We start from the raw sequence: 23,587 nt of genomic DNA on the forward strand, positions 1-23,587 counted from the left end.
GACAAAGGGCCAGCCCGGGAGGAAACCCCTCCTGAGCTGGCCCTTCTGTCGGTGCCCCCGGCAGGATTCGAACCTGCGACACCCGCTTTAGGAGAAAGCGTGCACCATCCGTGAGCTTCGGTGAGACTGAGTGAGTTTCAGTGAGGCTCGATGCGCGGGGCTTTGACCTGCACGAATGAGTATCAGTGAGTTTCGGTGAGACTCAATGAGGGGGTGTTGTGGCATCGGTGTGGCATCCGCGTGGCATTCACCCCGCCACCGCCCGCAGGACTCGAACAGCCGGCGTCTCGGGCGCCATGACCGCGAGCACCTGAGCGGCCACGTCCTCGGCGCTGTGCTGGTACAGCCATGTCACCTTGGACCCGCGGTCGTGGCCCATGACCGTCTGTACGTCCTTCTCCGGGACACCGAGATCCTTGAGCCGGGTGGCAAACACGTGCCGCAGATCGTGCACCCGAGGCCACCACTCGTCCCGGCCCGTCTCCTCGTTCCGCACCTGCCGTGCCAGCCCAGCAGCCTTGATCGCCGGAATCCACGTCCGCCGGAAGTTATGCCGGGTGAGGGCGCCGCCGAGCGGCCCGCGGAACACCAGCTCGTCCGCGTGCAGTTCCCGGCCGTCGCCGAGGGGCGAGACGGTGTCGACCGGACGGAAGCGAGCGGCCATCGTCCGGACCGCGTCGGCAGCCGCAGGCGTGAGCGGCACCGTCCGGAAGCCGGCCACCGACTTGGGCGCCGCCTTCCGAAACAGGGTGCCCTTGTCCTCGCTGAGCACTTCCTTCACCTTGATGTGCTCAGCCTCCAGGTCGACGTGCGCCCACCGAAGTCCGGTCGCCTCGCCCCACCGCATGCCCGTCTCTTCCAGGAACACAACGAGCGGCCGGTACCAGACGGCGACGTGCTGGCGGATGACGGCGACCTGCTCGCGCGTGGGCGGGCGAGCCTCCTCGGCGTCCTTCTTCGGCGGCGCGTCGAGCTGGACCTCGGAGGCCGGATTGAACGGGATGCGCTTCCCGTCCCGGACCGCATCGCGCAGCATCGCCGACAGCAGCTCCAGCACCTTCTTACGGGTGTGGTGCCCCTTCACCTCGCGAGTGATCCACGCTTGCAGCTCGATGAACTCGAGGTCGCACAACCTCCATGCACCCCACCGCGGTTCGATGTGGGCATTCCAGTTGGACAGCTTCCTGTTCGTCGTCGTGGTTGCCCGCTGTGGCTGCGCCGGCCACCACATCTCCCACCACTGCGCGACGGTGATCTCGCCGCGCTTCGGGTCGGCGTAGGTCCGCTTCCGCACGCGGGTGCGGACCTCGTCGAGGAACGCCTCGGCCGCCTTCTTCCCGCCCTCGCTGATGGGGAAGCACTTCTGCTTCTGCTTCCCAGCGGGGTCCCGGTAGCGGGCCTGCCAGGATCCTTGGCAGTCGCGGCGACGGTTCCGCTCGCCGTGCTGGCCAGGCGGGTATTCCTCCATGCACAGCGGACAGCCGCACGACTTCTGCCGTAGCTGCCGTGGGTTGTTAGAGGCCCTACGCCCCATGCTTCACCACCTGCTCACTCCTTCGCTGGTGAGGTACGCGGGCCGGGATGTCGACACCGGCCCCGCACCAGCAGACTGCACCGAACGGCGGCTGCTCGACGAGGAGTTCGCTCAAGATGGCCCTGACGATGACCGGCAGGACTGCTGACGGACAGTCACTTGAGATGGTGATGAGTCGCTCGTCGGCGTCAAAGGTGGGCAAGGATGCCTCTGACGCGGCGAGGAGGACGCGGACGCACATGCAGAACCCCCGAAACGCAGGCAGATCGAACTAACTGCGCCGACGGGGGAGGACGACGGCCTTGTCATGACCGTACCGCCGTTTGGTAGAAAACTGCACCGTTGTTGAGCGTGTTGTTGCTGCGACTTTACGGTGAGTGAACGAGTCCGTTTGGCGAAGACTCCCAGGCCGGGAGGATGGTTGTGCTACTGGCCGGTTCGGTTCATCTCGTTCAGTGCACGCATCTCGATCTCCTTGGCGCGCTGCTGATCTGCGGTGAGTCCGCGGTACAGCTCGATGATGCGGGCCTCGGCCTCGTCGGAGAGCGGGCCGGGCGACTTGCGGCCGGCCGCTGCGAAGATCTCAGCTTCCGAGAATTTGGGGAATTCGCGAGCCAGGGCTTGTAGGGCTTCGCGACGTGGGCCGCGGCCAGTGCCGCGCTGCCTGTTGACCCAGGAGTCGACGGTGGCAGGGGCGACACCGATGCGGCGCGCGATCGCTGAGTTGCTGAGATCGCCGTATGTCGACTTCAGTCTCGCGAGTAGCTGCGCCAGGTCTTCGGTTCGCTCCTGGTCTTCCACGGGCATAAGAATGCAGCCCCAGTTCCCACTTTCGCAAGTGAAAGTGGGAGCGTGGCGCGATACAGACGCGGCGCGTGACCTCCCCGTCGCACGCCGGTGACTACGTCATATGCACCACACCATAGAACAAGCGTTCGAGTAGCGCCACGACTCACCGAAACTCACGCCTACTCACTTGACCTCACACACACTCACACAGTAGGTATGTGGGTAGCGGGATCGCAGTGACCCCGCAGTCACCAAACCGCACGGGGCACACATGACCAACCTGTACCGCAAGGGCAAAGGCCAGCCACTGCGCGACGCCATGCGACGTTCGGGGCTGACCCAGGCTCAGCTCGCCGCCAAGACCCGGGCGGTTGACGTGCAGGGTAAGGGAGTGAGTGCTCACACGGTCAGCAATCTCACGGGTACAGGCAAGACCGCCTCGGAATCCTGCCGGCTTCGCACTGCGTGGCTTGTCGCCACCGCTCTTGGTGAAGCCCTGCAAGACCACTTTTCGCTGCCCGATGATCACACTCACACAGTAGGAAGGTAACCCCATGGCGACTCAGACCCTCGCTGAGCGCTCCGAGACGCTCCGCCCCACCGGACTCTCCCCGCTCCTCACGACCGCACAGCTGATGGCCCGCTACGGCGTCTCGAACTGGACGGTCAACGAGTGGGTGAAGAAGGGGTGCCCCCTTGAGCCGACCGCCTTCCGTGGTCGCCGGTTCGACCCCGACCACGTCAGGGACTGGATGGCCGGCCTCTCCGGGACCGCCGCAGTCCCCGCACAGCGCTCTGCCTGACAGCACGGCAAACGGGGCCACCCCGGACCCTGGCCGGTCCGCTGTAGCCCCGCTCGAGATCGATCACCTCACCACTCATCGAATGAGGTTCACGTGGAACAGAGTACCCAGACCAACACCCCCGGGCCCACCGCCCAGACGGACCCGAGACTTCCTGACGAGTCGTCCTTCCCCGCCCGGGCCGCGTACCGCCGGGCCTCCGCGCTGGCCGGCCGCATCGTCAACCAGCTCTCCGTAATGCCCAGGGCCATAGAGCAGTTCACCGAGGTCGGCAGCTGCGTCTACCGCGTACGGCTCTGGTTCGGCTACGGATTGGACGCGGGCCGCGCCGTCCTCGAGGTCGCCGAGCAGGCGGACGCCGAAGTGGTCCAGGACCGCACGGCAAGCGGCGTGTTCGTCGAGGCGCGCGCCTCAATGGACGGCATCCCAATCATCGCCCGGGCCCTGCTGACCAAGAGCGAGGCCGCCAAGCTGTCCGACGAATCGGCCCCGACGGACGAGGAACCCCTCGACCCCGCGCCGACCGTCCAGCCGGTGCCGCTCGGCGCCAGCGTCATCGCCGTCACCCCCGCCGTCGCCGCGGCCACGGGCGGCGCGGAATGAGCCGGGCCCTGCAGCAGCAGCTGCTCTCCCGCCTCGACATCGCCGTGGCCAACCTCGACTTGCCGCTCACCCGCGAGCAGCTCGAGCGCCTGGCCGTCGAACTCACCCCGGCCGTCAACGCGATGCTCGCCGAGCGGGACGCGACGATCGCCGAGCTCGAGCCCGTCCCCTACGCGATGACCGAGACCGCCGATGGCGAACGGTTCGTCCGAGAGTTCGCGGGCTGCAAGCTGAGCATGGACCCGGACGTCTCTGAAGACGCGCCCGCCGCGCTCCTGGGCCTGGACCTGCAGAGCACTCAGTCCGACGTCCGCGCCCTCGATGTACGCGGCGCGACCAGCCTCGTCGTCACGGTCCGCCCTCGGTCCGCGACCGCCTGGCAGTGGTGGCTCGACAAGTTCGAGGCCCGCGCCTGCACCCCCGAACAGCCCTGCTGTGCAACCGTGATCGGCCGCTTCGGCGACGTTGAGGTCGAGCTGCGCGGCGACGGAGTGCCCGACCTTCTCGCGTCCGTCGAACGCGGCGCCGGCCGCCTCGGCGCGTTCATGGCGGGACACCCGTTTTGAGCGCCCCGACCAGCACGGCGGAGTGGATCGGCGCCGGTGCCCTCGGCGTCACGGCATGGCTGTTAGTCGCCGCGGCCGCCTACCTCGGCGCCGCGCACGCGCACGCCAGCGCGAACGCCCAACTCGCCGCCTACCGCAGACGCCGGGCCGCCGCTCCTGTTCCACCGCCAGCGCCCGCCGCACTCGAGTTCCCGCCCATCCCCGAAAGCCCGCCGGACGAAGCGCTGCCCGCGCACGACCGGACCCTGCAGCTCCACCAGGTCAAAGAGAACCGCGCACGCCACCGCAAGGAACCCGCATGCAGCTGATCGACGACATCTACCTCGGCTGGTCACCGCTCCACCACGGACCCACCTGCGCACAACCGACCTGGGACAAGGTCGAGGTCCGCCACGACCTGGGCGCCCGCATCGTGCAGACCGGCGCCGAGCACCACACCTGCGCCAACGACGACTGCCGCCACAGCGACACGTTCGGCCGGGTGCAGGTGCGGCTGCTGTGCCGCGACTGCGGAACCGTCGCCACCCTCACAGGCGAGAACTTGACCACCGTGTTCACCCCCGGCGCGGACAGCGGCTGGACCCAGGCCCCGCGCGAGGTGGCGGGCGTCTGGCTGTGGCCCGGGCAGCCCGCCCTCCCCAGCGCGGAGCCGCACGACTACCTCGTCACCCGCGAGCCGGCCGACACCGTCACGATTGACAATGTGTACGGCCTGATCACCCGGCACCGCGACGCCACCGGCGCTCCGCACTGGATCGCTGCCGCGCTGCCCGACCCTGCCGGCCCACACCAGGTGCACACCCTGCGCTGGCGCCACCGCACCTCCGGCATCACTGTCCTGGCCGAGGCCGCCGCGTGGATCGCGGCCGCCGACACCCGTGCACAGCGCCCCTTGGTGGTGGCTGTATGAACGCGCCTCGCGTCCTTACGCAGCAGGAACTGTGGGCCGAGGCCAAGGAACGGTTCGGCGAGCACGCGATCGACTGGGCGTTCCAGTGCCCGTCCTGCAACGACGTCGCCACCGGCCTGGAGTTCTCCCGAGCCCTCGCCGACCACCCGCGCAGGCATCGTGCCTTCGACCGAGACGTCCGCTACGGCGACGTGTTCGGGCAGGAATGCATCGGGCGCACCCTCGGGAAGGGCGCTGGCCGCGGCTGTCTGTTCGTGGCGTACGGCCTGGTTCCCGGCCCGTGGCGGGTCACCATCCCCGGCCGGGACAAGCCGATGTATTCCTTCCCCCTCGCCCCGGCTCCCGAGTTCCCGGCACGCGGCGGCCACGACCCGCAGTGCGCGTACGTCGGCGGCATCGGTGTCTGTACCTGCAGCCAGCCGACGCCGGCCGAAGGCGGTGGCCGCTGATGCCATCCCCCACTCAGCACCCGTCGCGGTCCAGCGAGGAGGAGGACACCCGGGCCGGCAGCCAGCCGGCCGGGGCGGCGTCCACTGCTCGCGCCGAGATCCTCGCCGTCCTCGAGGACGCCGGGTACAACGCGGCCGCGGCCGCCGAGCTCCTGGGCCGCGCGTACCGCGAGCCCCAGGACGCTGACCCCGACCCGGACTTCCTGGAGACCCTTGCGGGCGGACACGCACTGATCGTCCAATACGGCGACTGCGAGTTGCACGCGGCCTGCCAGTGCGGACGACGGCTCGGGATGTGCGCGCCGGACGCGTCGCTCGACACGTTCGTTCCCGGCTGGGAGCGGCACACCAACACCGAGGTCAGCCATGGCTGACCCGGTCGCACGGCAGCGCCGCAGAGAACTCCTCGAGGCCATCCGCCGGCAGCCCACCGGCTGGTCGACGGGACAGGTCCAGCGGTTCTACCAGGACAACAACTGGGGCCACGACCGGAACGTGGCCCGCTACGACCTGCGCCACCTCGCCGAGTCCGGCCTCCTCATCGCCTCCGGCCCCGAGAACGACCGGGTCTACCACCTCAACCTCGCGCGGGACGCCCGGTTCGGTCACGGCTGGCAGACGCCGCTGTCCACACCGAACCGCATCAAGCGCCGCACCCGCCGCCGCTGACCACCCCTCATTCCTCCTCACTGATCGGAGCGTCATGACCGCCACCGTCCGCCCCTGGTACGAGGAACTCACCGACAGCGTCACCGCCCTACGTGAAGCGGCCAACGAGTACAGGATCGCCCGGCGGTCTGCCCAGACCCTGCGCGACAGCGTCCAGCTCGAGCGCCGGCGCCTCGAGGAGGGCCGCATTCACGCCCTCCCCATGCCCGACACCCGCGGCGAGGCGGGCTGGGCATCCCAGCCGCACACCCGCGACCCCCACGCCGACGCGATCTTCGAACTGACCGATGCGTACGGCCGCCTGCTTGGCGCCACCAGCAGCGCCTTCGAGTACGCATCGATGCTGTTCGCGTCAGGCGCGGCCTGGGCCATCACCCAAGTACAGAAGGGAGCCACGCCTCACCGCGTCGCGTTCGAGCGGGACCCCCAGGACGCCAACCACCTGATGTCCAGGTCCTTCGAAATCGTGGGTCTGGACCGCTACTCCGGGGCCCCGGCCCTGGCCGCAGCGTACGAGCGGCTCGCCGACTGCCTCTACTCCGGCGAGGTCGGCTCGGGCCTGGCCGGACGGGACTACCTCGCCGACCACGAAGCCTCCGAGATGCACGACCTTTTCGCTCACGCTGACGGCACAGGGTCCGCCGCGTACGCGTACGGAGTCATCGCCGAGAGCGCGCTGCGCTTCGCCCTGTTGCCCATCCGGCACGGCAACCAGAAGCCCACGGTGCCGGAGCAGCCCGGACCGGTCGACGCCGGGTGATCAGCCTCGAGCCGCGGAACTGCCGCCACTGGATCGGCGCCGAGGGCCGCCACTGCCGGCGCCGCCACGGCATCCGCCACTACCTGCCCGGGCTGTGCTGCCCGCTCCACACCCCGGCCGCCCTCGCGGGACGGCCCGAGCCCCAACCGGGGCCGGGCTGGCCAGCCGGAACCGGCACCCGGCCGAGCCTCATCTCCGAGTCCCACGTCCACGACTCCCGCGCCATCGCCTCCGGCAAACGCCGTGCCAGCCCCACCGCATACCGGGCCGCTCAGGCGGCCGTCGATCACCGATCGGACCTGAACCTATGACCACGCATCCCAGCCCGGCCGACCTCGCCCACCGCCCCGCACCGGCCGCCCGCCCGGCACCCACCCAGACCCCGCCCAAGCAGCAGCGCGACCGCCTCCCCCTCACCGCAGCCCAGGCCATCGCCCCCGGCAAGCTCACCCGAGACGAACGCCTGCGCCCCCTCTACACCCAGGGCCTGCGCATCAGCCGCCTCCACCCCGAAGCCCGCCTCGTCGCGCTCACCCTCCTCGGCTACGCCAACTTCCACACCGGCCTGATCCACGAGCAATGGCGGCCCACCCCCCAGGAACTCGCCTACGCCACCGGCCTCACCGCCGGTCAGGTCCTGGTCCAGCTCGAGGTCCTCACCCAGCGCGGATGGATTTACTCCCGCGTCCTCACCCAGGGCAAGAACGCCGGCACCGACGTGCTGCAGCTGTGCGTCCCGGCCGCAGTGCTCCTGCACGTCCGCGCCCGCAAGGGCGAGAGCGACCCCAAGAGCTGACCGCTCACCCCGCCAACGGCCGGGCGGGCGCTGACCAACCGCGCCCGCCCGGCGACCAACTCCACCTCCTGACACACCTGCAGACCACCAGAGGAATCGATGTCCGCCACCGCGCACGCAGCCACCCCGGCTGCACAGCACACCGAGCCGCGCCCCGCGGCCACCGGTGCGCTGCCGCGCGGAGGCGGACTCACCATCCGTGTCCCCCTGCGTCTGGTCGTAGGTGCTCAGTACGCCGATCCGGCCCTGAGCGTCTACGTCAAGATCGCAGCACTCGCCCTCCGCCCAGAGGGATGCCGCGCCAAGGTCGCCACCCTGGCCGGCTACCTCGGCATGTCCAAGTCCGCGGTCGAGCGCGCCCTCAAGCAGCTCACCCGGCCCGACGTCATCGATGGCGTCGTCGAGGTGCCCACCGTCCGCAAGACTGCGCCCGACGGAAAGGGCGAGTCCGCGCACCGCATCACCCGCCCGCTCGACGACAGTGAGCTGTGGGTGCGGATCCCGGTCCGCTCGGCCGAGGCCCTCCCTCCGCGCCTGCTGCGTCTGTACGCGCTGCTCGCTTACTCGACGGCGCGGCGGATCCCGGTGACGGCGGCCGAGCTCGGCGAGATGCTGTACCACCACACCGGGCAGCGCGCGGGCGAGCACCTCGGCGAGCGGCAAGCACGGCGGCTGGTCGACGAGCTCGAGGAGACCGGCTGGCTCACCGTCCGCCGGCGCGAGGGCGAGCGCGGCCGCAACGCCTACGAGCCGAACCGTCACCCGCTCCGGATTGTCACCGCAGCGCCGCTTGAGGACGGGGCTGGTGCACCGGTCATTCATGACGGATCGGGTCCGGCGGATCATGACGGATCCCTCGCGTCTAAGGAAGACCAGCAGACTGACCGACACGAGAAAACGCAGGTAGTTGGTGGTTCCCGCCGTAGGCGAGGTGACCGTAGTAGGTCCGCACCCGACGCTCGTGATCTTGGTTCGGGCACGTTCGGGCCGGGCACCTCTCACGCTCCGCGCGGCACCCACACCCCGCGCCGCGCCACCGACAACAGCCGCACGCCCACCGGTCCATACACCGGACCCGAGCTCCGCTGGACGAAGCGCATCCACGACGCGCTCGCCCCCGTCCGCAGCGACCTGGACGGCATCCGCCGCTACGTGCTGCGGCAGATCGCCGCCATGATCGGCACCGAGCTGGACGCCAATGAGGCCAGCAGCAGCGGCCGGATCGCCGACCGCATCAGCCGCCGCCTGCAGCCGGTGATGCGCGAGGACATCCGCGACCTCGGCGCCTGGCTCCTCGCCGTCGGCCTACCCCACCGCGGCTGCGGCCTCCCCTCCTGCGAGGACAGCTACGTCTGGCCGACCGGCGAACCGTGCGAGATCTGCGCCGTCAACCAGCGCGTGAAGCGCGCCCAGTGGGCGCAGGCCCGGGAGCTGCAGGCCCGCCTGGACGAGCTCCGCGCCCGGGCATCCGCCGGCACCGCCGTGCTGCCCGCGAAGGCCAGCTACCGGGAGCGGGACCGGGCGTCGGATGCGGAGATCCGGCGAGCGATCGCCGAGCACGGACCGGCCGGAGCGCTCCACATCTACGGCCACCTCCGGACCGGGCCCCTGCTCCGGGAGGGCTACCAGGAGCAGCTCCCCCTCCCGGCCGCCGAGAACGTTCCGGTGCTCGAGCCGGTGATCCCGGGCCGGATGCCCGACGCGGTCCGTGCCGAAGTCCGTCCGACCGCAGTACGTGAGCGAACGGACGGCTGCCCTGACTGTCATGCCAGCCCGGGCCAGGCGTGCACCACGCCGCGCGGGCGCCGCCGCCGCACCCCACACCAGGCCCGACTCCACGTCACCCACCCGACGTCGGCATATCCCGCCGCGAGCGGAGAGGACAGCTGATGCCCACCACCCCACACCCCACCCGCGGTGTCACCCAATGCGGCCGCTGCGGCGCATCCATCCGCTGGGCCACCGTCATCGGCAGCGGCCAGCGCATGCCGCTCAACGCCCTGCCGTCCCCGATGGGCGGGTACGCCGCGCACACCACTGGCTCTGGCGGGCTCCTCGTCCGGGAGCTGACCCGGGACAGGGCCGAGCCCGAGTACCTCGAGTGGAAGGCCGTCGCGCACTGGTCCAGCTGCACCGGCGGCGGGTCCGGACAGCAGCCGCGGGCGACGGCGCCCAGGGCACGGCCCGCCCGGCGCAGGCCCACCGTGCAGCCGCCCCTGTGGGGACAGCCCGGCGGACCGAGGCAGCGATGACCGCACACGTCGACCTCGAGCCCGCCGAGCGACTGCCGGAGGACGTGCCCGACGGGACGTTCGGCCACGCCCGACACAGGCTCCCCGCCCACATCACTCCCTGCACACCCGCCGAGCAGGCCCGCCACTACACCGATCTGTCCCAAGCCCTCGCCGGCCTGTCCATCCGAGACCTCCTCCGACGCCACTCCAACCAGGGAGAAACACGTGACTGACCCCGCCCACGACCAGGCCGCCCGGGTCCTGGCCACGCACATCGACCACCTGATCGTCGGACTCCGCGACAACGCAGCCACAGGGCTCCCGGAAGACGCGCCCGGGATGGAGCGGGCCACGGAGCTGCTCGGCCTGCACCGGGCCAAGCTCCTCACCGGTGACCAAGCCGTCGTCCTGCTCCCGCTGCTGTACTCGCTGGCGTCCGGCATCTCCGCCCAGGCCGCCGTCGAGAACGCCCATGCGCTCGCCCGCCGTTGGGGAATGCTGCGCGCGTACGGCGGTGCGGCGACCGAGCTGCGCGCCGCGCTGACGGGCCGAGGACCGCTGCTGCCCGCTGGGTTCACGCGGATCTCGATGATCTCCGTGTCCTGCGCGCGCTGCGGTTACACCTACGACGAGGACGAAGCGCACACGCTGCTGTTCGACTCCGACGGGGACGCGACCCGGGCCGTAAAGGACGCTGGCTGGACGGTGCTCGCCGACGGCCGGGTGTTGTGCACCGCCGAGGACGAAGACCACCAGCAACTCCGCACCCCGACGAACTCGGAGCTGGCCTCGGTCCCGGTCAGCGAGGGTCAGCAGGAGCTCACCGGGGTCGAGGACTGCCGAACCCTCGAGGTCGACGGCGACACCGTCGTCGTACGCGGCGGCGGTCCGATGACCGAGGACGAAGAGGGTGTCATCACCGAAGTCGTCCGCACCGCGCGCCGCCAGGTTGAGGCGGAGCAGTCGTCATGACGGGCGAGGTGGAGTGCCAGGCCTGCCACAAGCCCGTGCGATCCGCGGTAGGGCGGGGCCGGCGGATCGGGTCGCGGTGCTGGCGCAAGTTGCGCCCGGACCAGCGGGCCGCGATCACCGAACTCGTGCGCCGCGGCCGGCCGCTCGGCCCCGCCGAAACCCGTGCCGCCCTCAACCGCGCCGTCCCGCCCGGCCACGGCCAGACCGCGATCCCGACCGAGTCCAGCACCGCCGAGGAGACGACCCATGCCTGACCGCTGCGACAGCCCGGCCCCGCGTACCGCAGCGGAGGCCGCGCACCTGATCGCATCCGAGGGACGCCACGTACACATCGTGTCCGACGACACCGTCTGTCTCGCCGGTGTCTGCCAGCTGGACGTGACCGCCCGATGACCATCATCGACTTCAGGCACCCCATCGTCGCGGCTGCCCTGCAGGAACTGCAGCCGCTCGCTGCTGTCATCGCCGACACCGTCCACACCACCCCGGTCCGGATTGGCCCGGGCGGAGACGAGGACCTGGTCGCCGAACTCACCCTCGCCGTCGCCCTGTTCTGTGCCCGGCACGTCCTGCCGGCCGAAGCTGCAGAGCTGGCAGACCCGCCATTTCAACCGACCCGGAGATGGGTCCTCGAGACCCCCTCCCGCGACGCGTGGACGCCTTACGGCGGCGGCTACGACAACCGCGAGGACGCCCTCAACGACTTCAAGGAAACGGTCGCCCGCTACCAGGGCAAACGGCGCCTGTTCCGTGTCCTGCGGGCGACGACCACCTACGCCGTCGAAGCCGTGCACATCCCCGCGGAGGCAGCGCCGTGACCCGCCACCTCGCCGGGGCCACCTTCCCCCTGCTCTACCTCGCCGCCATCGCCGCGCTCGGCATCGCCACAGCCATCCACCTCTACCGGAACTGGAGAAACCGATGACCGACCTTGACATCACCGAGGCGAGCGGCCCATGCGGAACCGCCGTCCGCGTCCCCGCCGAAACCCACGCCGACAACCCGGCCGTCCTCGACCAGTGGATCATCACCGCCCCGTGCTGGCACCCCGTCTGGACGCAGTACCTCCTCGGCCTCATCTCCCTCGCCGACCTCCCGGACACACCGCCCGCCCACCTGCAGCGCCCGGGCATGAGCCACGAGCTCGTCGTGTTCGCCCTTAACCCCGAGCACGGACCGTACGACGCGGCCGCTTTCACCAGCCAGCACGCTGCCGAGTGCGTCCTGACCCCGGTCAACGTCGTCGAACAGTTCACCAGCACCGACACCCAGGCCCGCAACCTCACCGCCCTGTGCGCGAAGGCCTGCACGGACGGCATCCTCACGCCGGAAACCGGCGACGCCCCCGACCGGATCCGCGCCACCTGGCGCAGCGCCATCCGCCAGACCCTCGACCACGACGTCGACCCGCACCACGGGCGGGCGAACTGATGCGCCACCGCCGCACGGGCCGCGCGCTCACGCTCGCAACCGTCCTCCTGGCCGCCGGCGCGATCCGCCTGCGCGTCACCGACCACTGGATCTCCGCGGCCGCCCTCGCCTACGGCGCCGTCGTCGCCGGTATCGGCGCGTGCCTCGAGTACCGGGCGCACCGCCGGGTCCTAGCGCAGCACGAGCAGGGGCGACGGCGCGCCTGCGGTGATGAGCAGCTGGCCCCGCTGCATCCGTGCTGCTCGTTCTGGCTCGCGTCAGAGGGTGCTGTGCACGGGCGCGGCTGCACACGCGCGGCTGCCCACCAATCGGCCGCCAGGCCCGACGCCCCATGACCGCCCTCACCTACTCCGTCGGCCAGCCGTTCCGCCTGCACCTGCCCCACCAGGTGCTCGACGGATGGGAGCTGACCGACCGGCAGGCCCTCGTCATCGACGACGGGGGCCACAGCCTCACCTCAGCCGCCACCACCGCCGACCTCATCCGCGGCTACGGAGGCGGCCACCTCGAGTGGCTCGAGCAGCACCACCCCGCACAGCACGACCAGTAGGAAAGGGGAGCACCATGCGCTGCACCCTGTGCAACACCAGCACGATCCAGTACGGCACCCTCTGCCCCACCTGCACCCTCACCACCCGCAACCACATCGCCGACCTGCCCCGCATGTGGGAGGAACTCGAGGACTGGCTCACCCCCGGCAGCCGCGGCGCCAGCCCGTACAGCGGCCGCCCCTCCAAGGTCGAGGCGCCGATGCCTCTGGACGAGGACGTCCTGAGCCTGCGCGCCGCCGGCGGAATCATCGGCGTCCTCGAGGACTGGCACTCTGCCGTCCGCCACGCCCGCACCCTGCCCGAACTCCCAGCCGCGGCCGCCGCCTCACCCGCGCGGCGCGTCCACGCCGCGGCCCACGGGCTTGCCTCGCACATTCACTTCATCGCCTTGTGGGAGCAGGGCCCGGTCCTCGGCTCCGAGATCCGGCGCCTGGTCGACCGCGTCCAGAACATCCTCGAGCCTGGCCGGAACGACGACGCCCCCAGGTTCCTCGGCCACTGCATCGCCGTCGACGAGTCCGGCGTGGTGTGCGGAGCCAAGCTCTACGCCGACATGAGCCGGCCGGTGCAGTGCGACTGGTGCCTGTGCCCGTACCCACCCTCACAGTGGCTGCAGCTCAGACACTTCCAGCCCGGCCGTACGCCCACCCACGGAGACGCATCATCACCCGCGGGCCGGACCGAGGAACGGATCGCAGCATGAGACTGAACGAGCCCGCCATCATCATCCGCAAGATCAAGGACCCGACAGCCCCGGAGAAGTGGACCTGGCGCTGCGTCAACAGCAACTGCGGCTGGGCCGGACACGGCCTGGGCTCCCAACAAGCAGCCCTCCGCGCCGCCTGCCACCACCTCGCCGCCTCCTTCGACCGCCACCACGGCATGGTTGAGTCCAGCCCGTCGTGGAACGAGGACGCCGGGCGCGCCCGGGCCACGTGCTACTGCGGGTTCGAGGCCGAGGAGAAGACGGAGGCCGGCGCCGAGTACACGATCGAGGCGCACGCCGAGTGGCTGCGCGAGACACTGCCCGCCCGCGTCACGGAAGCGACGGCCGATGCCTGACCTGCACGGCTGGATCACCCAGCAGATCAACGAGACCGAACGCCTCGCCAGCAGGGCCGCCGAACTGTGCGGCTGCCACCCGCCCGCGCCCGCCTGGTCATTCCGCGACGGCGACGAACCGAGCGACGGGCACATCCTCGTCGTCGACGAACCGCACCCGGGCCTGAAGCGGAAGATCGGGCGGCGCTGGAACAGCTCCTACGAGGGCCTGTTCATGGCCGAGCACATCGTCCGCCACGACCCAGCCGCGGTGCTGCGCCGCTGTGCTGCAGACCGCCGCATCCTCGCCGCGCACCCGTACACCACTACCGTGATCAACCCCCAGGACGGATCATCCAACGCCGGGTTCGGCTGCGAGACCTGCCACGCTTGGGACGCCGTCCCCGAAGGACGCGGGAACTGCAGCACGCTCCTCGACCTCGCCGAGGGATACGGGCTGACCGAGGAGCACCCGTGATCCGTGATCCCGACGCCCTCCGCGTGGTCTGGCTGTTCGGCAAGCCCTACTGGTGGGACCGCTCCGACGGCCGGCTCTCCCTTCAGTCCGCAGCATGGATCAGGGAGGCACGGCGTGTCTGACCTGCCCGTCATCACCCACCCGAAGTGGGCGCCCGCCTGCCCGTCCGGCCGCCACATAGTTCACCAGTTCTACGAATGCGACGAGGTCGACGTCCTGGCCGCAGCGGTCGCCGGGCTCTACCAACAGGCCATGGCCGAAACGTTCGCGGAGACGCAGGCCGTCGTCGACCGGCTGCTCATCACCGGCAACGGGACAGGCGAGCCGCGCAGCATCCTCGCCACACCCGAGCCGCGGGAGCCCACGCCGATGGACCGGGCCCTCCACATCCTCGACCTGGAGCTGCGTGCCTGCCCGCTGTACGACGCGGGTCCGCCCGTGGTGCGCGGCCCGTACTGGAAGGCATGACGCGAGACAGCACGAAGCCCGCCAGTCCGAAGGCTGGCGGGCCCGTGACCTCCCAAGTTCCACCGACGCTACGCCCCGCCGATCACCGCGTCCAGACCTCCGGGCCGCCGCCCCGCCACTCGATCATTTCGGTACGCACGACGTCCATCTCGTTGAAGTCCTGGAGGCCGGCCGTCTGGAGTAGCGCCGCGATGTCGCGCACGGAGTAGGCCAGGCCGAGGATGGTTCCGTCTGCGCGGACATGCCGGGCGCCGCCTTCGTCGGGCGGGTACACGATGATCGGGATGGCCATACACCCAGCCTTGCGCGAGATCGGGCGAGGCGCACGGCGGACCGGACCAGCCGGGCATGTCAGCGCCACTGCACCAGGTCATTCTCCGTCGGCCGCCTTTCGGGGGCGCGTTGTTCCGGAGCCCTTGCCTCGGAACACCGCTTGCACGGTGGCCAGCTTGAGTGTCAGGCGCGCCGCGATCTGCCGGTAGGAGAGACCGTTCCCGCCGTCCCAGAGTTCACGGATCAAGTCGTCGCGCTCCTTCGACCACTCCTTGTTCCGCGCGGCCTGCGCTGCCATGACTCGGCTCTTGGCCTTTACTCGCTCCTCGCGGTCCTCAATCTGCTCGACCGCATCAAGGGCGTCCGCCACGCGGCGCACCTCCTCGTCGCTCATTTCAGGCCCTTCATCCGGCGGGCCGCTTGCACGAACTGTAGGGGACCCCTACAGTCGTGGGCAAGCAGTCCGTACTGCTGACGCAAGACAGCCCCGACCCGTGGTGACACACGCGGCCGGGGCTGGACAACGGCGGGGCCCGGTGGTGACACACCGAGCCCCGCCTCAACCCCGATCCGGTGGTGACACACCGACACGGGACAGCCATCCACCTGCATCACCAGGAGGAACAGCCGTGACACACGGTATCCGCACTACACCCATGCAGCCCAGCCCCGGCACGGAGCCGTGGCCCGACGGAGTTACCGCCCGCTACCTCACCGTCGCAGGCGCCACCGTCGATGTCCGAGGCAGCGGCGACAACGTCTCCATGACGTGCCTCGGCTGCGACCTGGGCTACTCCGCGTTCGGCGAGGCCCGCACCCGCGAGCTCGCCCAGGGCCACGCGGAGAAGTGCCGCGCCCTGCCCCGCCCGGCGGTGACCGGATGAGCGAGAGCAGCGGCCTGCCGGCCGCACAACAGCGACGGATCGTCCGCCAGCTCCTCGGCGACATCGCCACCCGCCTCGAAACGAACCGCCCGGACCGGCCGTTCACCGCCGTGTCACGGATCGCGGTCATCCAGGCCACGACCATGGACCCGGTCCTCGGCCGCGCCGTACGCGACATGGCACCCGACGTCCACGGCGAGACCACCCGCCGCGCGTACGCCGCCCGCCTCCGCCGGATCCTCACCGGCGGTGCGCGATGAGCCACGACCCGAAGACGTCCACGCCCGTCGCCCTGCAGCCCGCGACCCCGCAGGCCTGCGCCGCCGACTACGCGACCCGAGACCAGACCGGACAGGCTGCCACCCAGCGCGGCTGCGTCAACGCGGCCGCGCAGGACGGCATCCCGCGCACCAGCGGCGGCCGCTGATGGGCATCCGCAACGTCCTCCGCAGCCTCACCCCGGGCAACGACAGGCAGCTCGCCGCTGACCTTTCCGCTCAACGCCGCGCCGGCCACCGCACCCGCGGCGCGACCCGCGCAGCCCGCCAGGGCCAGGCATGGGAGGACCAAGACCGGGCCAAGGATCGCACCGGCCGCGACCGGCACACCGACTGGCGGCAGTGATGGAGCGCTTCCTGGCAGGCCTCGGCATGGTCCTCAGCCTCGCGTCCGGGGTCTTCGCCGTCGTCTGGATCGCCACCCACTGAACCGCCCCCGACCGCCCGGCTCCCGCGACAGTCCCCCCGCGGGGGCCGGGCCCGTCCCGCTCCAGGAGAGCATCGTGAAGCAGCGCACGCAGACCATCGAGCGCACCAGACTCGTCCCTCACACCGTCGACGGGCAGACCGAACTCGTCATCGACAGACAGCAGATCGAAGTACCCGCCGCGCCCCGCGACTGGGACCAGGCCGTCCGTACCGCCGTGACCGTGATGGCTGTCGTCCTCCTCGCGGTGTCCGTGTGCTGGTCGACGTCCAGCATCGGCTCCCTGCTGAGCAGGATCGTGGCGTCCGCTGCCGCGTACGGAGCGGCGTGCGCCTTCGACACCCTGTGGATCATGTGCACTGCCGTCCAGTGGCTGATGCGCAGCCAGCCGGACGTCGCCAAGAGAGCTGAGGTCGGCGGCCGTTGGGCCCTCGCCGCAGCGATGGCCGCCGTGTTCGCCGACGGCTACCTCAACGACGAGATCGTCATCGGCCTCGTCGGAGCTGCCGTGTCCGCCCTCGCCAAGGGCGGAACCTCCCTCGCGATGCTCGTCCACGCACGCCCCCTCGACGACCGCACCCAGCAGTGGCTCGAGAAGCAGCGCGCAGCCGTCAACGGGCAGCTCGCCCTGATCCCCGTACGTCGCGAACTGCAGCGCGGGCAGGCCGCGATCGACGCCGAGCGCCACCGCCTGGAGCTGCTCACGGAATCCGGATCCGTCGATCCGGACCAGTCCGGACAGTCCGAGGACCATCCGCACCCCCGATCCGCCCCGATCGACCGCAGGTCCCTGACCACAAAGGATGCAGTCCGGATCGCCTGGGATTCCGGAATCCGGGACCGGGACGCAGTCCTCCACGACGCCGCACAGCAGCTCGGCCGGCCGGTCTCCTCGGACAGCGTCGACCGCTACCTCCGCGACCTCAAGCGCGGCGCCTGATGCTCTCCACCGCCGGGCTGCTCCTCGCCCTCGTCTGCATCGCCATCGTCGCCGCCGGGCTCGGCCTCGCCGCCGCAGCCTGGCGGCCCGCCCTGCGCCCTGTGTCCACCCTCGTCGTCCTCGCGGCAGGCCTCACCGTCGGCGCCACAGGGATCGTCGCGGCCGCCGTCCACCAGCTCGCCACCGTCCTGCCGTAGGAGTCCGCCATGCTGCTCGCCGCGCTCGCCCTCGCAGCGCTCGCCCCGGGGGTGATCACCGGGTGGCGCGTGCACCGGCGCCGCGGCTGGTTGCCTGCCGTCCTGGCTGGGACCGGTGTCACCGTCGCTGTGGCCGGGCTCGCCCTCCTTGCCCTGATCATCCTGGCGCCGGTCGCACTCGTCCTCGCCCTCCTGGCCGCGCTCGGCGCGCTGAACGCCTACGACCGCGGGCGCCTGAAGCTGGCCACGCTGCTGGTGTCGGCGATGGCCGTCTGCCTGTGGTGCGCGGGGTGGCCGCGATGAGCGAGCCGATCCTCCCCACGAAGATCATCCCGGCGGGGGAGCCCCTGCCGGCACCGGCCGAACCTCCGCCGCCGCCCCCGCATCCCCCTGTCACACCGCCCGCTCCACCGCCCGGTCCGGATCCGGATCCGGACTGGTGGCGCGGATCCGGATCGTCCGGACCGCCGCCGGTCGTCGTGATCCACCACCACAACTACCCGGCCAATCCTGCAGGTGGATGGCTGTCCGTACCGGATCCGGAGCCCGGTCCGAGGTGGTGGCAGCGGATCCGGATCGGCTACAACGCCGGACTGGCCACGCTCGCCCTCTCGCTCGCCGGCCCGTGGGCTCACGTCCTCGACTCCGTCCAGGAGGAGGAGTCACTCGCGGGCGCCTGGGTGATGGCGCTCGGCCCGCTCATCGTCATCGCCCTCGCCGACAACGCCTACCGGGTCGCCGCCGCAGCCTCCGGCGAGCTGTGGCTGCCCAAGGTCCGCGCCGCCGTCGCCCGCTTCCTGCTGTGGGCCGCCGTCATCGGCACCTGTCTCGCCCTCCCCGTCACCACGCTCGTCTACGCACTCACCGGAGTACAGCCGTGAACCAGCTCGCCACCGGGACCATCACGACCGCCGGATTCGCCCTGGCCGTCGGCCTCCTCTGCGCCGACCTCTGGCGCTGGTGGAAGGGCGGGAGCGGCGGCGGAGGGGGCAAGGGCAAGGGCGCTCCGGCCGAGTCCGCCGGCCCGGCCCGCGACCCCAAGGCGCTGATCCCGCTGGCCTTCGGGATCGTGTTCGGGATCCTCATGGTCGGCTGCCCGTCCGGCCTCCTCGGCCAGGCCGGCGGCATCCTGCGCTGGGGAGGCAACGGACTCGGCGGCACCCTGATGAGCCTCCTCACCGGCCAGAGCGGCACCACCTTCGCCCAGGCCTCCGCGCCCCGCCTCGACGGGTACGGGGCCGTGATCGTCACCGCGCTGACGATCACGCTGTGGCTGGTCCGCAAGCAGGTCGCCAAGCAGATCAAGGGCAAGTGGAAGAAGGGCGTGTTCATCGGCGTCATGCTCTGCATCGGCACCGGCACCGCGGCCCTGGTCGCGCAGATCGTCATCGGCGGCGCCAACGACCTCGGCGCGCAGCTCTTCGACGTCGTCCGCACCGCCAGCATCGGCGGCCTCGCGTGAGCGCCCCGACGACCGTGCAGTGGCTGCGCGCCGCCGTACACCGGATCGCTGTCGGATCCGGGCGCCGCGCCACCTCCATCGCCGCCTGGGCCGCGCGGCGCGGCCGCGGCATCTGGTCCGGGGCACGCGCCTGGCTCGACGAGGGGACCGGGCTCGGCTGGCTGCTGCGCCTGGCCCTGCTTGTCATCGCCGCGGCCGCCGCCCGGAAAGTCGCCACGGCCGTGGGCCTGGCCGTCTACCACCGTGCGGCCGCCGGCCGCGCCCCCTTCCTGTGCTGGGGCCTGGCCGCCTGGTGGATCGTCAGCGCCTACCGCGCCGGCGCAGACGGGTGGGAGCCCAAGCAGCAACCCCAGCAACCCACCGATCAGGAGACGTCCGAGCAGCCCGCCGAGGCCGACGCGGAAGACGAAGACCCGGCGCCACCCCCCGGGCCGCCGCCCGCCGGGCCCCCGCTACCGAACCTGCTCGACCTCCGCACCGCCCTCGCCCGGGTAGGCACCCCACACGCCCACATCGCCGCCCTGGCCTCCGACATCGGCACCACCCCCGAACGCGTCCGCGAGGCACTGGACCGGTGGGACATCCCCGTCGAGCCAGTCCGGATGCAGGGCCGCGGCTCCTCGACCGGCGTGAAGGGCGGCGCAGCCGTCCACCCCGCCCTCGCCCCGGGACAGGACGTGACCGACGTTGTTGCCGCAGGTCAGACAGCCAACAACGACAACAACAACGCGGACAGCTCACCGGCTCGAGAGGAGGTGCGTGTGCAGGCCATCGGCGAGGGCGGGCGACTCGTCCACGACCCCGCCGAAGCCGTCCGACGCCACACCTCGATCCCCGACTAGCCGGCCCGGGCGGCACATGGACAGGACGGCACGCCCGTCGAGGACTGACCTCGCCCTCACCACTGCGTCACAAGACGGATACACCGCGTCCACGCCCGGCGGGCCCGGTAGATCATTCCCTCACACACCGGCACCGATCCCGGCCGCCACTGCACGGCCAGGCCCGGCACGCCCCTGCCCCGAGGACACCCCATGCCGCGCCGCCGCAAGACCGACGACACCTGGATCGTCATCGTCTTCATCCTGGTCATCGTCACCGTCGTGCTCACCGCATTCGCCCGCTGGGTGGTTGCAACACCCGCCCTCCTGCCCATCACCGCCCTCGTCCTCATAGCCGTAGGCCTCCTGTCCGCCCGACGCCGCGCCGCCCGTCGGGCCGTCGCCGCGCAGCAGGCGCAGATTCGTGACGTCCAGTCCCAAGAGATCGCCCGCTACCACGTCATGGACCCCAGGCAGTTCGAGGACGCGATCGCCTACCTCTGCCACCGCGACGGCTGCCGCGACGCCCGCCGCGTCGGCGGCGCCGGCGACCTCGGCGCCGACGTCACCGCCATCGCCCCAGACGGCCGCCGCATCGTCATCCAGTGCAAGCGCTACGGCCCCACCACCAACGTCGGCAGCCCAGACCTCCAGAAGTTCGGCGGCACCTGCTACGCCGTCCACGGCGCCCAGGTTGCAGCCGTCGTGACCACCAGTCGCTTCACAAAGCCCGCCATCGGCTACGCCCAGTCCATCGGCATCCATCTCTTCGACCAGCACGCGCTCGCCGCCTGGGCCAGCCGCACCGGCCCGGCCCCATGGATGCTCGACTCCGCGAACCCCCACAACGGCCCTGCACGCGCGAGACGATGAGCGTCAAGGCCCACAACGAGGCCAGAGCTGCCATGCACGCTCCCGCCGACTGGACCTGACGGAACGACGACGGCCCCCGGCCCGTAACACCCTCCAGACCGGCCCCGCCGCGACCCCTCCCGCGGCGGGGCCTCGGTATGTCACAACCAGGACACACCGCCACACAGCCCCACCACAGCCGCGCATCATGCCCCCTACCGACACAACACACCCGGGGGAACCCATGCGCCGCACCACGATCGTTGCCGCCCTCGCCGCCGCCATCATCGCCCTCGCCGGCTGCTCGGCGTCCGCAGACGAGAAGGCACAGGACTGCGCCGCCGCGCTCTCCGAGCGGACCGGAGGCGACTCCAAGGACACACCGACCGTCGGCGAGGCCAAGGAGCGGGTCGACGCCTTCGACAAGACGCTCGCCGGCATGGTCCGGTCCGGATACCAGAGCCAGGCCGACCGGGCGTTCAACACGCTAGGCACGAAGGCCAAGGAGGGCGGCGAGGAGCGGCCGGAGGCATGCGGACCGCTGTCGGACGATGACTACACCGCGCTGCAGATGGCCACCGCGATCAACAGTCTGGGCTGGACGAAGGACGGCGAGTTCGACAAGCTCCAGATGGTGGAACACCTCGACGGCTAGTGCTGCCACCGCCGCACAGAGGCCCCGCAACCGAGTCCGGACGGGGCCTCACCTCATAGCCCCTGGCGCACCCCGCCCCGCCTGCCGCACGATGGATCACATGAGCCCGTACGTCCCGCCCGGCCACCTCGACGCCGAACAGACCGCCACCCTCCTCGGCATCACCCGCGGCAACCTCCGCATCCTCGTCCACCGCGGACACCTCACCCCCGCCGGCGGCACCGACCGACACCCGCACTTCCGGCTCACCGACGTCGACGCCCTCTACGCGCAGCGCGCCGCCCGATCCCAACGCCCCGGCGGCCCCGTACGCCCCACACGCCAACCTGCTTGACGCGCAGGTCAGACGGGTGTAACGATCAGCCCACAACAAGCATGTCCGCAGACGGACACCACAGACCGCACAGCGAAGGCCCCGGAGACCTGACTCCGGGGCCTTCGCCGTGCCCAGGCACCGCCGCCCGGCGATGAGATCGAGGAGGTCTCCAGGGTCCACGGTCCCTGCGCGCAGCGACCGGGCGGCGGGCCACCAACCCCAGGAGCCCCCATGCGCCACGCCCCCACCGCACTCCTCACCGCCGCTCTGCTGGCCGCCACACTCACCGCGTGCACCACGGACCACCCCGACCCGGCTCCGAGCACCACCCGGCCGCCAGCCACGACCAGGCCGCCGCTCACACCGACCCCGAGCACCCCCTCGGCCCCCTCGCCCTCCCCGAGCCCGAGCCACAGCCCCGACGCGTCACCGTCCGCGTCCGACGCCGCCTGACCACCCGCCAGGAGCACCCGTTGACCGTCATCGTCGGCCTGGCCCACAACGGCCGCGTCCACCTCGGCGCAGACTCCGCCGGCGTCGCCGGCTACACCCTCACCGTCCGCGCCGACGCGAAGCTGTTCCGCACCGGCCCCTACGTCATGGGCTTCACCAGCAGCTTCCGCATGGGCCAACTCCTCCGCTACGCCTTCCAACCGCCCGCACCCGACGGCGACGACCTCCACCGCTTCATGGTCACCACCTGGGTCGACGCCCTCCGCACCTGCCTCAAGAACGGCGGCTGGGCCCGCAAAGACAGCGAGCAGGAGCAGGCCGGGACCTTCCTCGTCGGCATCCACGGACGCCTCCTCACCATCGACAGCGACTACCAGGTCGGCGAGTCCATCGCCCCCTACGCCGCCGTCGGCTGCGGCCAAGACCTCGCCCTCGGCGCCCTCCACGCCACCCAGCACCTCGGCCTCAAGCCCCGTACGCGCCTCACCGCCGCGCTCGCGGCAGCAGCCCACCACAGCGCCGGCGTAGCCGAGCCATTCACCCACGTGGCCACACGCCGCTAGGAGCAGCCCGAATGTCCGACAGTCAGCAGACGCACGCCGAGTGGCAGGCCGAGCAGCACCAGGCAGCCCAGAAGGCCGCGGCCGAGTGGGCCGCCATGGCGGAGGACGCGCACCACGACGCCCTGCAGAGCGCGACCCACGCGAAGGAGAACAGCAGCGGCGCCGCCTACCTCTTCGCCCAGCACCAGGAGGCCGCCGAGGAGCACCACGCCCGGTCCGACGGCTACCGGCAGCTCGCCGAAATGTGGGCACGCGTCGCCACCGCCCTCACGCCGCCGCAGGCCGCCTCCACCTACAACGCCTTCAACATCCACGGCACCCTCGACCGCGACACGGCTGCACAGACCGTGGACACCCTCCGCGAGGCCGTACGCCGTACCGGCGTCGTCCAGCCTGATTCCGCCCGCTGACC

The 23,587-nt window shown here is 71.2% G+C and carries 44 protein-coding genes; 40 read left to right on the plus strand and 4 right to left on the minus strand.

Annotated elements, in window-relative coordinates; all coding sequences use genetic code 11:
* Window positions 1-247 precede the first annotated feature (247 nt).
* The gene (locus tag ACFYYF_RS40210; RefSeq protein WP_388784126.1) at window positions 248-1,468 is read right to left on the minus strand and encodes a tyrosine-type recombinase/integrase; all 1,221 of its coding nucleotides are present in this window, start codon (window positions 1,466-1,468) and stop codon (window positions 248-250) included.
* Between the two features lie 492 nt (window positions 1,469-1,960).
* Window positions 1,961-2,335, minus strand: a complete 375-nt coding sequence (locus tag ACFYYF_RS40215) for an XRE family transcriptional regulator (RefSeq protein ID WP_388784128.1) — start codon at window positions 2,333-2,335, stop codon at window positions 1,961-1,963.
* Window positions 2,336-2,594: 259 nt separating this feature from the next.
* Between ACFYYF_RS40215 and ACFYYF_RS40220 the strand changes: the two genes are divergently transcribed.
* From ACFYYF_RS40220 to ACFYYF_RS40340, 25 genes are all read left to right on the plus strand, one after another.
* Window positions 2,595-2,873: an XRE family transcriptional regulator gene (locus tag ACFYYF_RS40220; RefSeq protein ID WP_388784131.1), complete on the plus strand. Its 279-nt coding sequence runs from the start codon at window positions 2,595-2,597 to the stop codon at window positions 2,871-2,873.
* 4 nt (window positions 2,874-2,877) lie between these two features.
* Window positions 2,878-3,126, plus strand: a complete 249-nt coding sequence (locus ACFYYF_RS40225) for a hypothetical protein (RefSeq protein ID WP_388784134.1) — start codon at window positions 2,878-2,880, stop codon at window positions 3,124-3,126.
* A 93-nt stretch (window positions 3,127-3,219) separates the two neighbouring features.
* Window positions 3,220-3,729, plus strand: coding sequence for a hypothetical protein (locus ACFYYF_RS40230; protein ID WP_388784137.1), 510 nt, complete (start codon window positions 3,220-3,222; stop codon window positions 3,727-3,729).
* Window positions 3,726-4,295 (plus strand): hypothetical protein, encoded by a 570-nt coding sequence (locus tag ACFYYF_RS40235; protein WP_388784140.1) that lies wholly within the window; start codon window positions 3,726-3,728, stop codon window positions 4,293-4,295. Before ACFYYF_RS40230 ends, ACFYYF_RS40235 begins: the two co-directional genes overlap by 4 nt.
* The gene (locus ACFYYF_RS40240) at window positions 4,292-4,603 is read left to right on the plus strand and encodes a hypothetical protein (RefSeq protein WP_388784143.1); all 312 of its coding nucleotides are present in this window, start codon (window positions 4,292-4,294) and stop codon (window positions 4,601-4,603) included. Before ACFYYF_RS40235 ends, ACFYYF_RS40240 begins: the two co-directional genes overlap by 4 nt.
* Entirely contained in the window at window positions 4,594-5,205 is a 612-nt protein-coding gene (locus tag ACFYYF_RS40245; RefSeq protein ID WP_388784146.1) for a hypothetical protein, read from the plus strand. The genes ACFYYF_RS40240 and ACFYYF_RS40245 overlap by 10 nt, the downstream gene beginning before the upstream one ends.
* Window positions 5,202-5,654, plus strand: coding sequence for a VVA0879 family protein (locus tag ACFYYF_RS40250; protein WP_388784148.1), 453 nt, complete (start codon window positions 5,202-5,204; stop codon window positions 5,652-5,654). The genes ACFYYF_RS40245 and ACFYYF_RS40250 overlap by 4 nt, the downstream gene beginning before the upstream one ends.
* Window positions 5,654-6,028 carry a hypothetical protein gene (locus ACFYYF_RS40255; RefSeq protein ID WP_388784151.1) on the plus strand — a complete coding sequence of 125 codons (375 nt, stop codon included), beginning with the start codon at window positions 5,654-5,656 and terminating at the stop codon, window positions 6,026-6,028. Before ACFYYF_RS40250 ends, ACFYYF_RS40255 begins: the two co-directional genes overlap by 1 nt.
* Window positions 6,021-6,323 carry a hypothetical protein gene (locus ACFYYF_RS40260; RefSeq protein WP_388784153.1) on the plus strand — a complete coding sequence of 101 codons (303 nt, stop codon included), beginning with the start codon at window positions 6,021-6,023 and terminating at the stop codon, window positions 6,321-6,323. Before ACFYYF_RS40255 ends, ACFYYF_RS40260 begins: the two co-directional genes overlap by 8 nt.
* Window positions 6,324-6,357: 34 nt before the next feature.
* Window positions 6,358-7,083, plus strand: coding sequence for a hypothetical protein (locus ACFYYF_RS40265; protein ID WP_388784156.1), 726 nt, complete (start codon window positions 6,358-6,360; stop codon window positions 7,081-7,083).
* Window positions 7,084-7,390: 307 nt separating this feature from the next.
* On the plus strand, window positions 7,391-7,879 hold the full coding sequence (locus ACFYYF_RS40270; RefSeq protein WP_388784158.1) for a hypothetical protein: 489 nt from the start codon (window positions 7,391-7,393) through the stop codon (window positions 7,877-7,879).
* 99 nt (window positions 7,880-7,978) lie between these two features.
* Window positions 7,979-9,769, plus strand: coding sequence for a hypothetical protein (locus ACFYYF_RS40275; protein ID WP_388784161.1), 1,791 nt, complete (start codon window positions 7,979-7,981; stop codon window positions 9,767-9,769).
* Window positions 9,769-10,131 (plus strand): hypothetical protein, encoded by a 363-nt coding sequence (locus tag ACFYYF_RS40280; protein ID WP_388784164.1) that lies wholly within the window; start codon window positions 9,769-9,771, stop codon window positions 10,129-10,131. Before ACFYYF_RS40275 ends, ACFYYF_RS40280 begins: the two co-directional genes overlap by 1 nt.
* Window positions 10,128-10,346 carry a hypothetical protein gene (locus ACFYYF_RS40285; protein WP_388784166.1) on the plus strand — a complete coding sequence of 73 codons (219 nt, stop codon included), beginning with the start codon at window positions 10,128-10,130 and terminating at the stop codon, window positions 10,344-10,346. Before ACFYYF_RS40280 ends, ACFYYF_RS40285 begins: the two co-directional genes overlap by 4 nt.
* Window positions 10,339-11,085: a hypothetical protein gene (locus tag ACFYYF_RS40290; RefSeq protein WP_388784169.1), complete on the plus strand. Its 747-nt coding sequence runs from the start codon at window positions 10,339-10,341 to the stop codon at window positions 11,083-11,085. Before ACFYYF_RS40285 ends, ACFYYF_RS40290 begins: the two co-directional genes overlap by 8 nt.
* Entirely contained in the window at window positions 11,082-11,339 is a 258-nt protein-coding gene (locus ACFYYF_RS40295) for a hypothetical protein (RefSeq protein ID WP_388784171.1), read from the plus strand. Before ACFYYF_RS40290 ends, ACFYYF_RS40295 begins: the two co-directional genes overlap by 4 nt.
* Complete coding sequence (locus ACFYYF_RS40300) at window positions 11,332-11,478, plus strand: hypothetical protein (protein WP_388784174.1); 147 nt, start codon at window positions 11,332-11,334, stop codon at window positions 11,476-11,478. Before ACFYYF_RS40295 ends, ACFYYF_RS40300 begins: the two co-directional genes overlap by 8 nt.
* Window positions 11,475-11,903 (plus strand): hypothetical protein, encoded by a 429-nt coding sequence (locus ACFYYF_RS40305; RefSeq protein WP_388784177.1) that lies wholly within the window; start codon window positions 11,475-11,477, stop codon window positions 11,901-11,903. The genes ACFYYF_RS40300 and ACFYYF_RS40305 overlap by 4 nt, the downstream gene beginning before the upstream one ends.
* 103 nt (window positions 11,904-12,006) lie before the next feature.
* Window positions 12,007-12,516, plus strand: a complete 510-nt coding sequence (locus ACFYYF_RS40310) for a hypothetical protein (RefSeq protein WP_388784180.1) — start codon at window positions 12,007-12,009, stop codon at window positions 12,514-12,516.
* A 331-nt stretch (window positions 12,517-12,847) separates the two neighbouring features.
* A complete protein-coding gene (locus tag ACFYYF_RS40315) occupies window positions 12,848-13,066 on the plus strand; it encodes a hypothetical protein (RefSeq protein ID WP_388784183.1) in 219 nt (72 codons plus the stop codon).
* A 14-nt stretch (window positions 13,067-13,080) separates the two neighbouring features.
* Complete coding sequence (locus ACFYYF_RS40320) at window positions 13,081-13,770, plus strand: hypothetical protein (RefSeq protein ID WP_388784185.1); 690 nt, start codon at window positions 13,081-13,083, stop codon at window positions 13,768-13,770.
* Window positions 13,767-14,129: a hypothetical protein gene (locus ACFYYF_RS40325; protein WP_388784188.1), complete on the plus strand. Its 363-nt coding sequence runs from the start codon at window positions 13,767-13,769 to the stop codon at window positions 14,127-14,129. The genes ACFYYF_RS40320 and ACFYYF_RS40325 overlap by 4 nt, the downstream gene beginning before the upstream one ends.
* Entirely contained in the window at window positions 14,122-14,586 is a 465-nt protein-coding gene (locus ACFYYF_RS40330) for a DUF6221 family protein (RefSeq protein WP_388784191.1), read from the plus strand. The genes ACFYYF_RS40325 and ACFYYF_RS40330 overlap by 8 nt, the downstream gene beginning before the upstream one ends.
* The gene (locus tag ACFYYF_RS40335; RefSeq protein WP_388784194.1) at window positions 14,583-14,708 is read left to right on the plus strand and encodes a hypothetical protein; all 126 of its coding nucleotides are present in this window, start codon (window positions 14,583-14,585) and stop codon (window positions 14,706-14,708) included. Before ACFYYF_RS40330 ends, ACFYYF_RS40335 begins: the two co-directional genes overlap by 4 nt.
* The gene (locus ACFYYF_RS40340; protein ID WP_388784197.1) at window positions 14,701-15,054 is read left to right on the plus strand and encodes a hypothetical protein; all 354 of its coding nucleotides are present in this window, start codon (window positions 14,701-14,703) and stop codon (window positions 15,052-15,054) included. The genes ACFYYF_RS40335 and ACFYYF_RS40340 overlap by 8 nt, the downstream gene beginning before the upstream one ends.
* A gap of 82 nt (window positions 15,055-15,136) precedes the next feature.
* Here the strand turns inward: ACFYYF_RS40340 and ACFYYF_RS40345 are convergent, their stop codons facing one another.
* Both ACFYYF_RS40345 and ACFYYF_RS40350 read right to left on the minus strand, forming a co-directional pair.
* Window positions 15,137-15,346, minus strand: coding sequence for a hypothetical protein (locus ACFYYF_RS40345; RefSeq protein WP_388784199.1), 210 nt, complete (start codon window positions 15,344-15,346; stop codon window positions 15,137-15,139).
* Between the two features lie 78 nt (window positions 15,347-15,424).
* Complete coding sequence (locus tag ACFYYF_RS40350; protein WP_388784202.1) at window positions 15,425-15,721, minus strand: hypothetical protein; 297 nt, start codon at window positions 15,719-15,721, stop codon at window positions 15,425-15,427.
* A 235-nt stretch (window positions 15,722-15,956) separates the two neighbouring features.
* Between ACFYYF_RS40350 and ACFYYF_RS40355 the strand changes: the two genes are divergently transcribed.
* From ACFYYF_RS40355 to ACFYYF_RS40425, 15 genes are all read left to right on the plus strand, one after another.
* Window positions 15,957-16,211, plus strand: a complete 255-nt coding sequence (locus ACFYYF_RS40355) for a hypothetical protein (RefSeq protein ID WP_388784204.1) — start codon at window positions 15,957-15,959, stop codon at window positions 16,209-16,211.
* Complete coding sequence (locus ACFYYF_RS40360; RefSeq protein ID WP_388784206.1) at window positions 16,208-16,471, plus strand: hypothetical protein; 264 nt, start codon at window positions 16,208-16,210, stop codon at window positions 16,469-16,471. The genes ACFYYF_RS40355 and ACFYYF_RS40360 overlap by 4 nt, the downstream gene beginning before the upstream one ends.
* A complete protein-coding gene (locus ACFYYF_RS40365; RefSeq protein WP_388784209.1) occupies window positions 16,468-16,638 on the plus strand; it encodes a hypothetical protein in 171 nt (56 codons plus the stop codon). Before ACFYYF_RS40360 ends, ACFYYF_RS40365 begins: the two co-directional genes overlap by 4 nt.
* Window positions 16,638-16,835: a hypothetical protein gene (locus ACFYYF_RS40370; RefSeq protein WP_388784212.1), complete on the plus strand. Its 198-nt coding sequence runs from the start codon at window positions 16,638-16,640 to the stop codon at window positions 16,833-16,835. The genes ACFYYF_RS40365 and ACFYYF_RS40370 overlap by 1 nt, the downstream gene beginning before the upstream one ends.
* Before the next feature lie 157 nt (window positions 16,836-16,992).
* Window positions 16,993-17,856 carry a protein transporter Sec31 gene (locus ACFYYF_RS40375; protein ID WP_388784214.1) on the plus strand — a complete coding sequence of 288 codons (864 nt, stop codon included), beginning with the start codon at window positions 16,993-16,995 and terminating at the stop codon, window positions 17,854-17,856.
* Entirely contained in the window at window positions 17,856-18,053 is a 198-nt protein-coding gene (locus tag ACFYYF_RS40380) for a hypothetical protein (protein WP_388784217.1), read from the plus strand. The genes ACFYYF_RS40375 and ACFYYF_RS40380 overlap by 1 nt, the downstream gene beginning before the upstream one ends.
* Window positions 18,054-18,062: 9 nt before the next feature.
* Window positions 18,063-18,356 (plus strand): hypothetical protein, encoded by a 294-nt coding sequence (locus tag ACFYYF_RS40385; protein WP_388784219.1) that lies wholly within the window; start codon window positions 18,063-18,065, stop codon window positions 18,354-18,356.
* Entirely contained in the window at window positions 18,353-18,934 is a 582-nt protein-coding gene (locus ACFYYF_RS40390) for a hypothetical protein (RefSeq protein ID WP_388784221.1), read from the plus strand. The genes ACFYYF_RS40385 and ACFYYF_RS40390 overlap by 4 nt, the downstream gene beginning before the upstream one ends.
* Window positions 18,931-19,515, plus strand: a complete 585-nt coding sequence (locus tag ACFYYF_RS40395) for a hypothetical protein (protein WP_388784223.1) — start codon at window positions 18,931-18,933, stop codon at window positions 19,513-19,515. The genes ACFYYF_RS40390 and ACFYYF_RS40395 overlap by 4 nt, the downstream gene beginning before the upstream one ends.
* Window positions 19,512-20,357, plus strand: coding sequence for a hypothetical protein (locus tag ACFYYF_RS40400; RefSeq protein ID WP_388784225.1), 846 nt, complete (start codon window positions 19,512-19,514; stop codon window positions 20,355-20,357). Before ACFYYF_RS40395 ends, ACFYYF_RS40400 begins: the two co-directional genes overlap by 4 nt.
* A 192-nt stretch (window positions 20,358-20,549) precedes the next feature.
* Window positions 20,550-21,209, plus strand: a complete 660-nt coding sequence (locus tag ACFYYF_RS40405) for a restriction endonuclease (RefSeq protein ID WP_388784227.1) — start codon at window positions 20,550-20,552, stop codon at window positions 21,207-21,209.
* Between the two features lie 223 nt (window positions 21,210-21,432).
* Window positions 21,433-21,843, plus strand: a complete 411-nt coding sequence (locus ACFYYF_RS40410) for a hypothetical protein (RefSeq protein WP_388784230.1) — start codon at window positions 21,433-21,435, stop codon at window positions 21,841-21,843.
* Between the two features lie 100 nt (window positions 21,844-21,943).
* The gene (locus tag ACFYYF_RS40415) at window positions 21,944-22,177 is read left to right on the plus strand and encodes a hypothetical protein (protein ID WP_388784232.1); all 234 of its coding nucleotides are present in this window, start codon (window positions 21,944-21,946) and stop codon (window positions 22,175-22,177) included.
* Window positions 22,178-22,449: 272 nt separating this feature from the next.
* A complete protein-coding gene (locus ACFYYF_RS40420; RefSeq protein WP_388784235.1) occupies window positions 22,450-23,175 on the plus strand; it encodes a hypothetical protein in 726 nt (241 codons plus the stop codon).
* 11 nt (window positions 23,176-23,186) lie between these two features.
* Entirely contained in the window at window positions 23,187-23,585 is a 399-nt protein-coding gene (locus ACFYYF_RS40425) for a hypothetical protein (RefSeq protein WP_388784237.1), read from the plus strand.
* The last annotated feature ends 2 nt before the right edge of the window (window positions 23,586-23,587 follow it).

This window comes from Streptomyces sp. NPDC001914 (genome assembly GCF_042891215.1).
Lineage (GTDB): Bacteria > Actinomycetota > Actinomycetes > Streptomycetales > Streptomycetaceae > Streptomyces.

Coding starts and splice junctions, on each gene's coding strand:
- ACFYYF_RS40415 (WP_388784232.1), top strand. CDS start 21,944: ATGAGCCCGTACGTCCCGCCCGGCCACCTCGACGCCGAACAGACCGCC.
- ACFYYF_RS40410 (WP_388784230.1), top strand. CDS start 21,433: ATGCGCCGCACCACGATCGTTGCCGCCCTCGCCGCCGCCATCATCGCC.
- ACFYYF_RS40245 (WP_388784146.1), top strand. CDS start 4,594: ATGCAGCTGATCGACGACATCTACCTCGGCTGGTCACCGCTCCACCAC.
- ACFYYF_RS40210 (WP_388784126.1), bottom strand. CDS start 1,468: ATGGAGGAATACCCGCCTGGCCAGCACGGCGAGCGGAACCGTCGCCGC.
- ACFYYF_RS40330 (WP_388784191.1), top strand. CDS start 14,122: ATGCCTGACCTGCACGGCTGGATCACCCAGCAGATCAACGAGACCGAA.
- ACFYYF_RS40325 (WP_388784188.1), top strand. CDS start 13,767: ATGAGACTGAACGAGCCCGCCATCATCATCCGCAAGATCAAGGACCCG.
- ACFYYF_RS40350 (WP_388784202.1), bottom strand. CDS start 15,721: ATGAGCGACGAGGAGGTGCGCCGCGTGGCGGACGCCCTTGATGCGGTC.
- ACFYYF_RS40360 (WP_388784206.1), top strand. CDS start 16,208: ATGAGCGAGAGCAGCGGCCTGCCGGCCGCACAACAGCGACGGATCGTC.
- ACFYYF_RS40270 (WP_388784158.1), top strand. CDS start 7,391: ATGACCACGCATCCCAGCCCGGCCGACCTCGCCCACCGCCCCGCACCG.
- ACFYYF_RS40385 (WP_388784219.1), top strand. CDS start 18,063: ATGCTGCTCGCCGCGCTCGCCCTCGCAGCGCTCGCCCCGGGGGTGATC.
- ACFYYF_RS40235 (WP_388784140.1), top strand. CDS start 3,726: ATGAGCCGGGCCCTGCAGCAGCAGCTGCTCTCCCGCCTCGACATCGCC.
- ACFYYF_RS40310 (WP_388784180.1), top strand. CDS start 12,007: ATGACCGACCTTGACATCACCGAGGCGAGCGGCCCATGCGGAACCGCC.
- ACFYYF_RS40250 (WP_388784148.1), top strand. CDS start 5,202: ATGAACGCGCCTCGCGTCCTTACGCAGCAGGAACTGTGGGCCGAGGCC.
- ACFYYF_RS40320 (WP_388784185.1), top strand. CDS start 13,081: ATGCGCTGCACCCTGTGCAACACCAGCACGATCCAGTACGGCACCCTC.
- ACFYYF_RS40225 (WP_388784134.1), top strand. CDS start 2,878: ATGGCGACTCAGACCCTCGCTGAGCGCTCCGAGACGCTCCGCCCCACC.
- ACFYYF_RS40280 (WP_388784164.1), top strand. CDS start 9,769: ATGCCCACCACCCCACACCCCACCCGCGGTGTCACCCAATGCGGCCGC.
- ACFYYF_RS40315 (WP_388784183.1), top strand. CDS start 12,848: ATGACCGCCCTCACCTACTCCGTCGGCCAGCCGTTCCGCCTGCACCTG.
- ACFYYF_RS40260 (WP_388784153.1), top strand. CDS start 6,021: ATGGCTGACCCGGTCGCACGGCAGCGCCGCAGAGAACTCCTCGAGGCC.
- ACFYYF_RS40390 (WP_388784221.1), top strand. CDS start 18,353: ATGAGCGAGCCGATCCTCCCCACGAAGATCATCCCGGCGGGGGAGCCC.
- ACFYYF_RS40295 (WP_388784171.1), top strand. CDS start 11,082: ATGACGGGCGAGGTGGAGTGCCAGGCCTGCCACAAGCCCGTGCGATCC.
- ACFYYF_RS40380 (WP_388784217.1), top strand. CDS start 17,856: ATGCTCTCCACCGCCGGGCTGCTCCTCGCCCTCGTCTGCATCGCCATC.
- ACFYYF_RS40345 (WP_388784199.1), bottom strand. CDS start 15,346: ATGGCCATCCCGATCATCGTGTACCCGCCCGACGAAGGCGGCGCCCGG.
- ACFYYF_RS40365 (WP_388784209.1), top strand. CDS start 16,468: ATGAGCCACGACCCGAAGACGTCCACGCCCGTCGCCCTGCAGCCCGCG.
- ACFYYF_RS40405 (WP_388784227.1), top strand. CDS start 20,550: ATGCCGCGCCGCCGCAAGACCGACGACACCTGGATCGTCATCGTCTTC.
- ACFYYF_RS40265 (WP_388784156.1), top strand. CDS start 6,358: ATGACCGCCACCGTCCGCCCCTGGTACGAGGAACTCACCGACAGCGTC.
- ACFYYF_RS40275 (WP_388784161.1), top strand. CDS start 7,979: ATGTCCGCCACCGCGCACGCAGCCACCCCGGCTGCACAGCACACCGAG.
- ACFYYF_RS40305 (WP_388784177.1), top strand. CDS start 11,475: ATGACCATCATCGACTTCAGGCACCCCATCGTCGCGGCTGCCCTGCAG.
- ACFYYF_RS40300 (WP_388784174.1), top strand. CDS start 11,332: ATGCCTGACCGCTGCGACAGCCCGGCCCCGCGTACCGCAGCGGAGGCC.
- ACFYYF_RS40255 (WP_388784151.1), top strand. CDS start 5,654: ATGCCATCCCCCACTCAGCACCCGTCGCGGTCCAGCGAGGAGGAGGAC.
- ACFYYF_RS40425 (WP_388784237.1), top strand. CDS start 23,187: ATGTCCGACAGTCAGCAGACGCACGCCGAGTGGCAGGCCGAGCAGCAC.
- ACFYYF_RS40220 (WP_388784131.1), top strand. CDS start 2,595: ATGACCAACCTGTACCGCAAGGGCAAAGGCCAGCCACTGCGCGACGCC.
- ACFYYF_RS40285 (WP_388784166.1), top strand. CDS start 10,128: ATGACCGCACACGTCGACCTCGAGCCCGCCGAGCGACTGCCGGAGGAC.
- ACFYYF_RS40370 (WP_388784212.1), top strand. CDS start 16,638: ATGGGCATCCGCAACGTCCTCCGCAGCCTCACCCCGGGCAACGACAGG.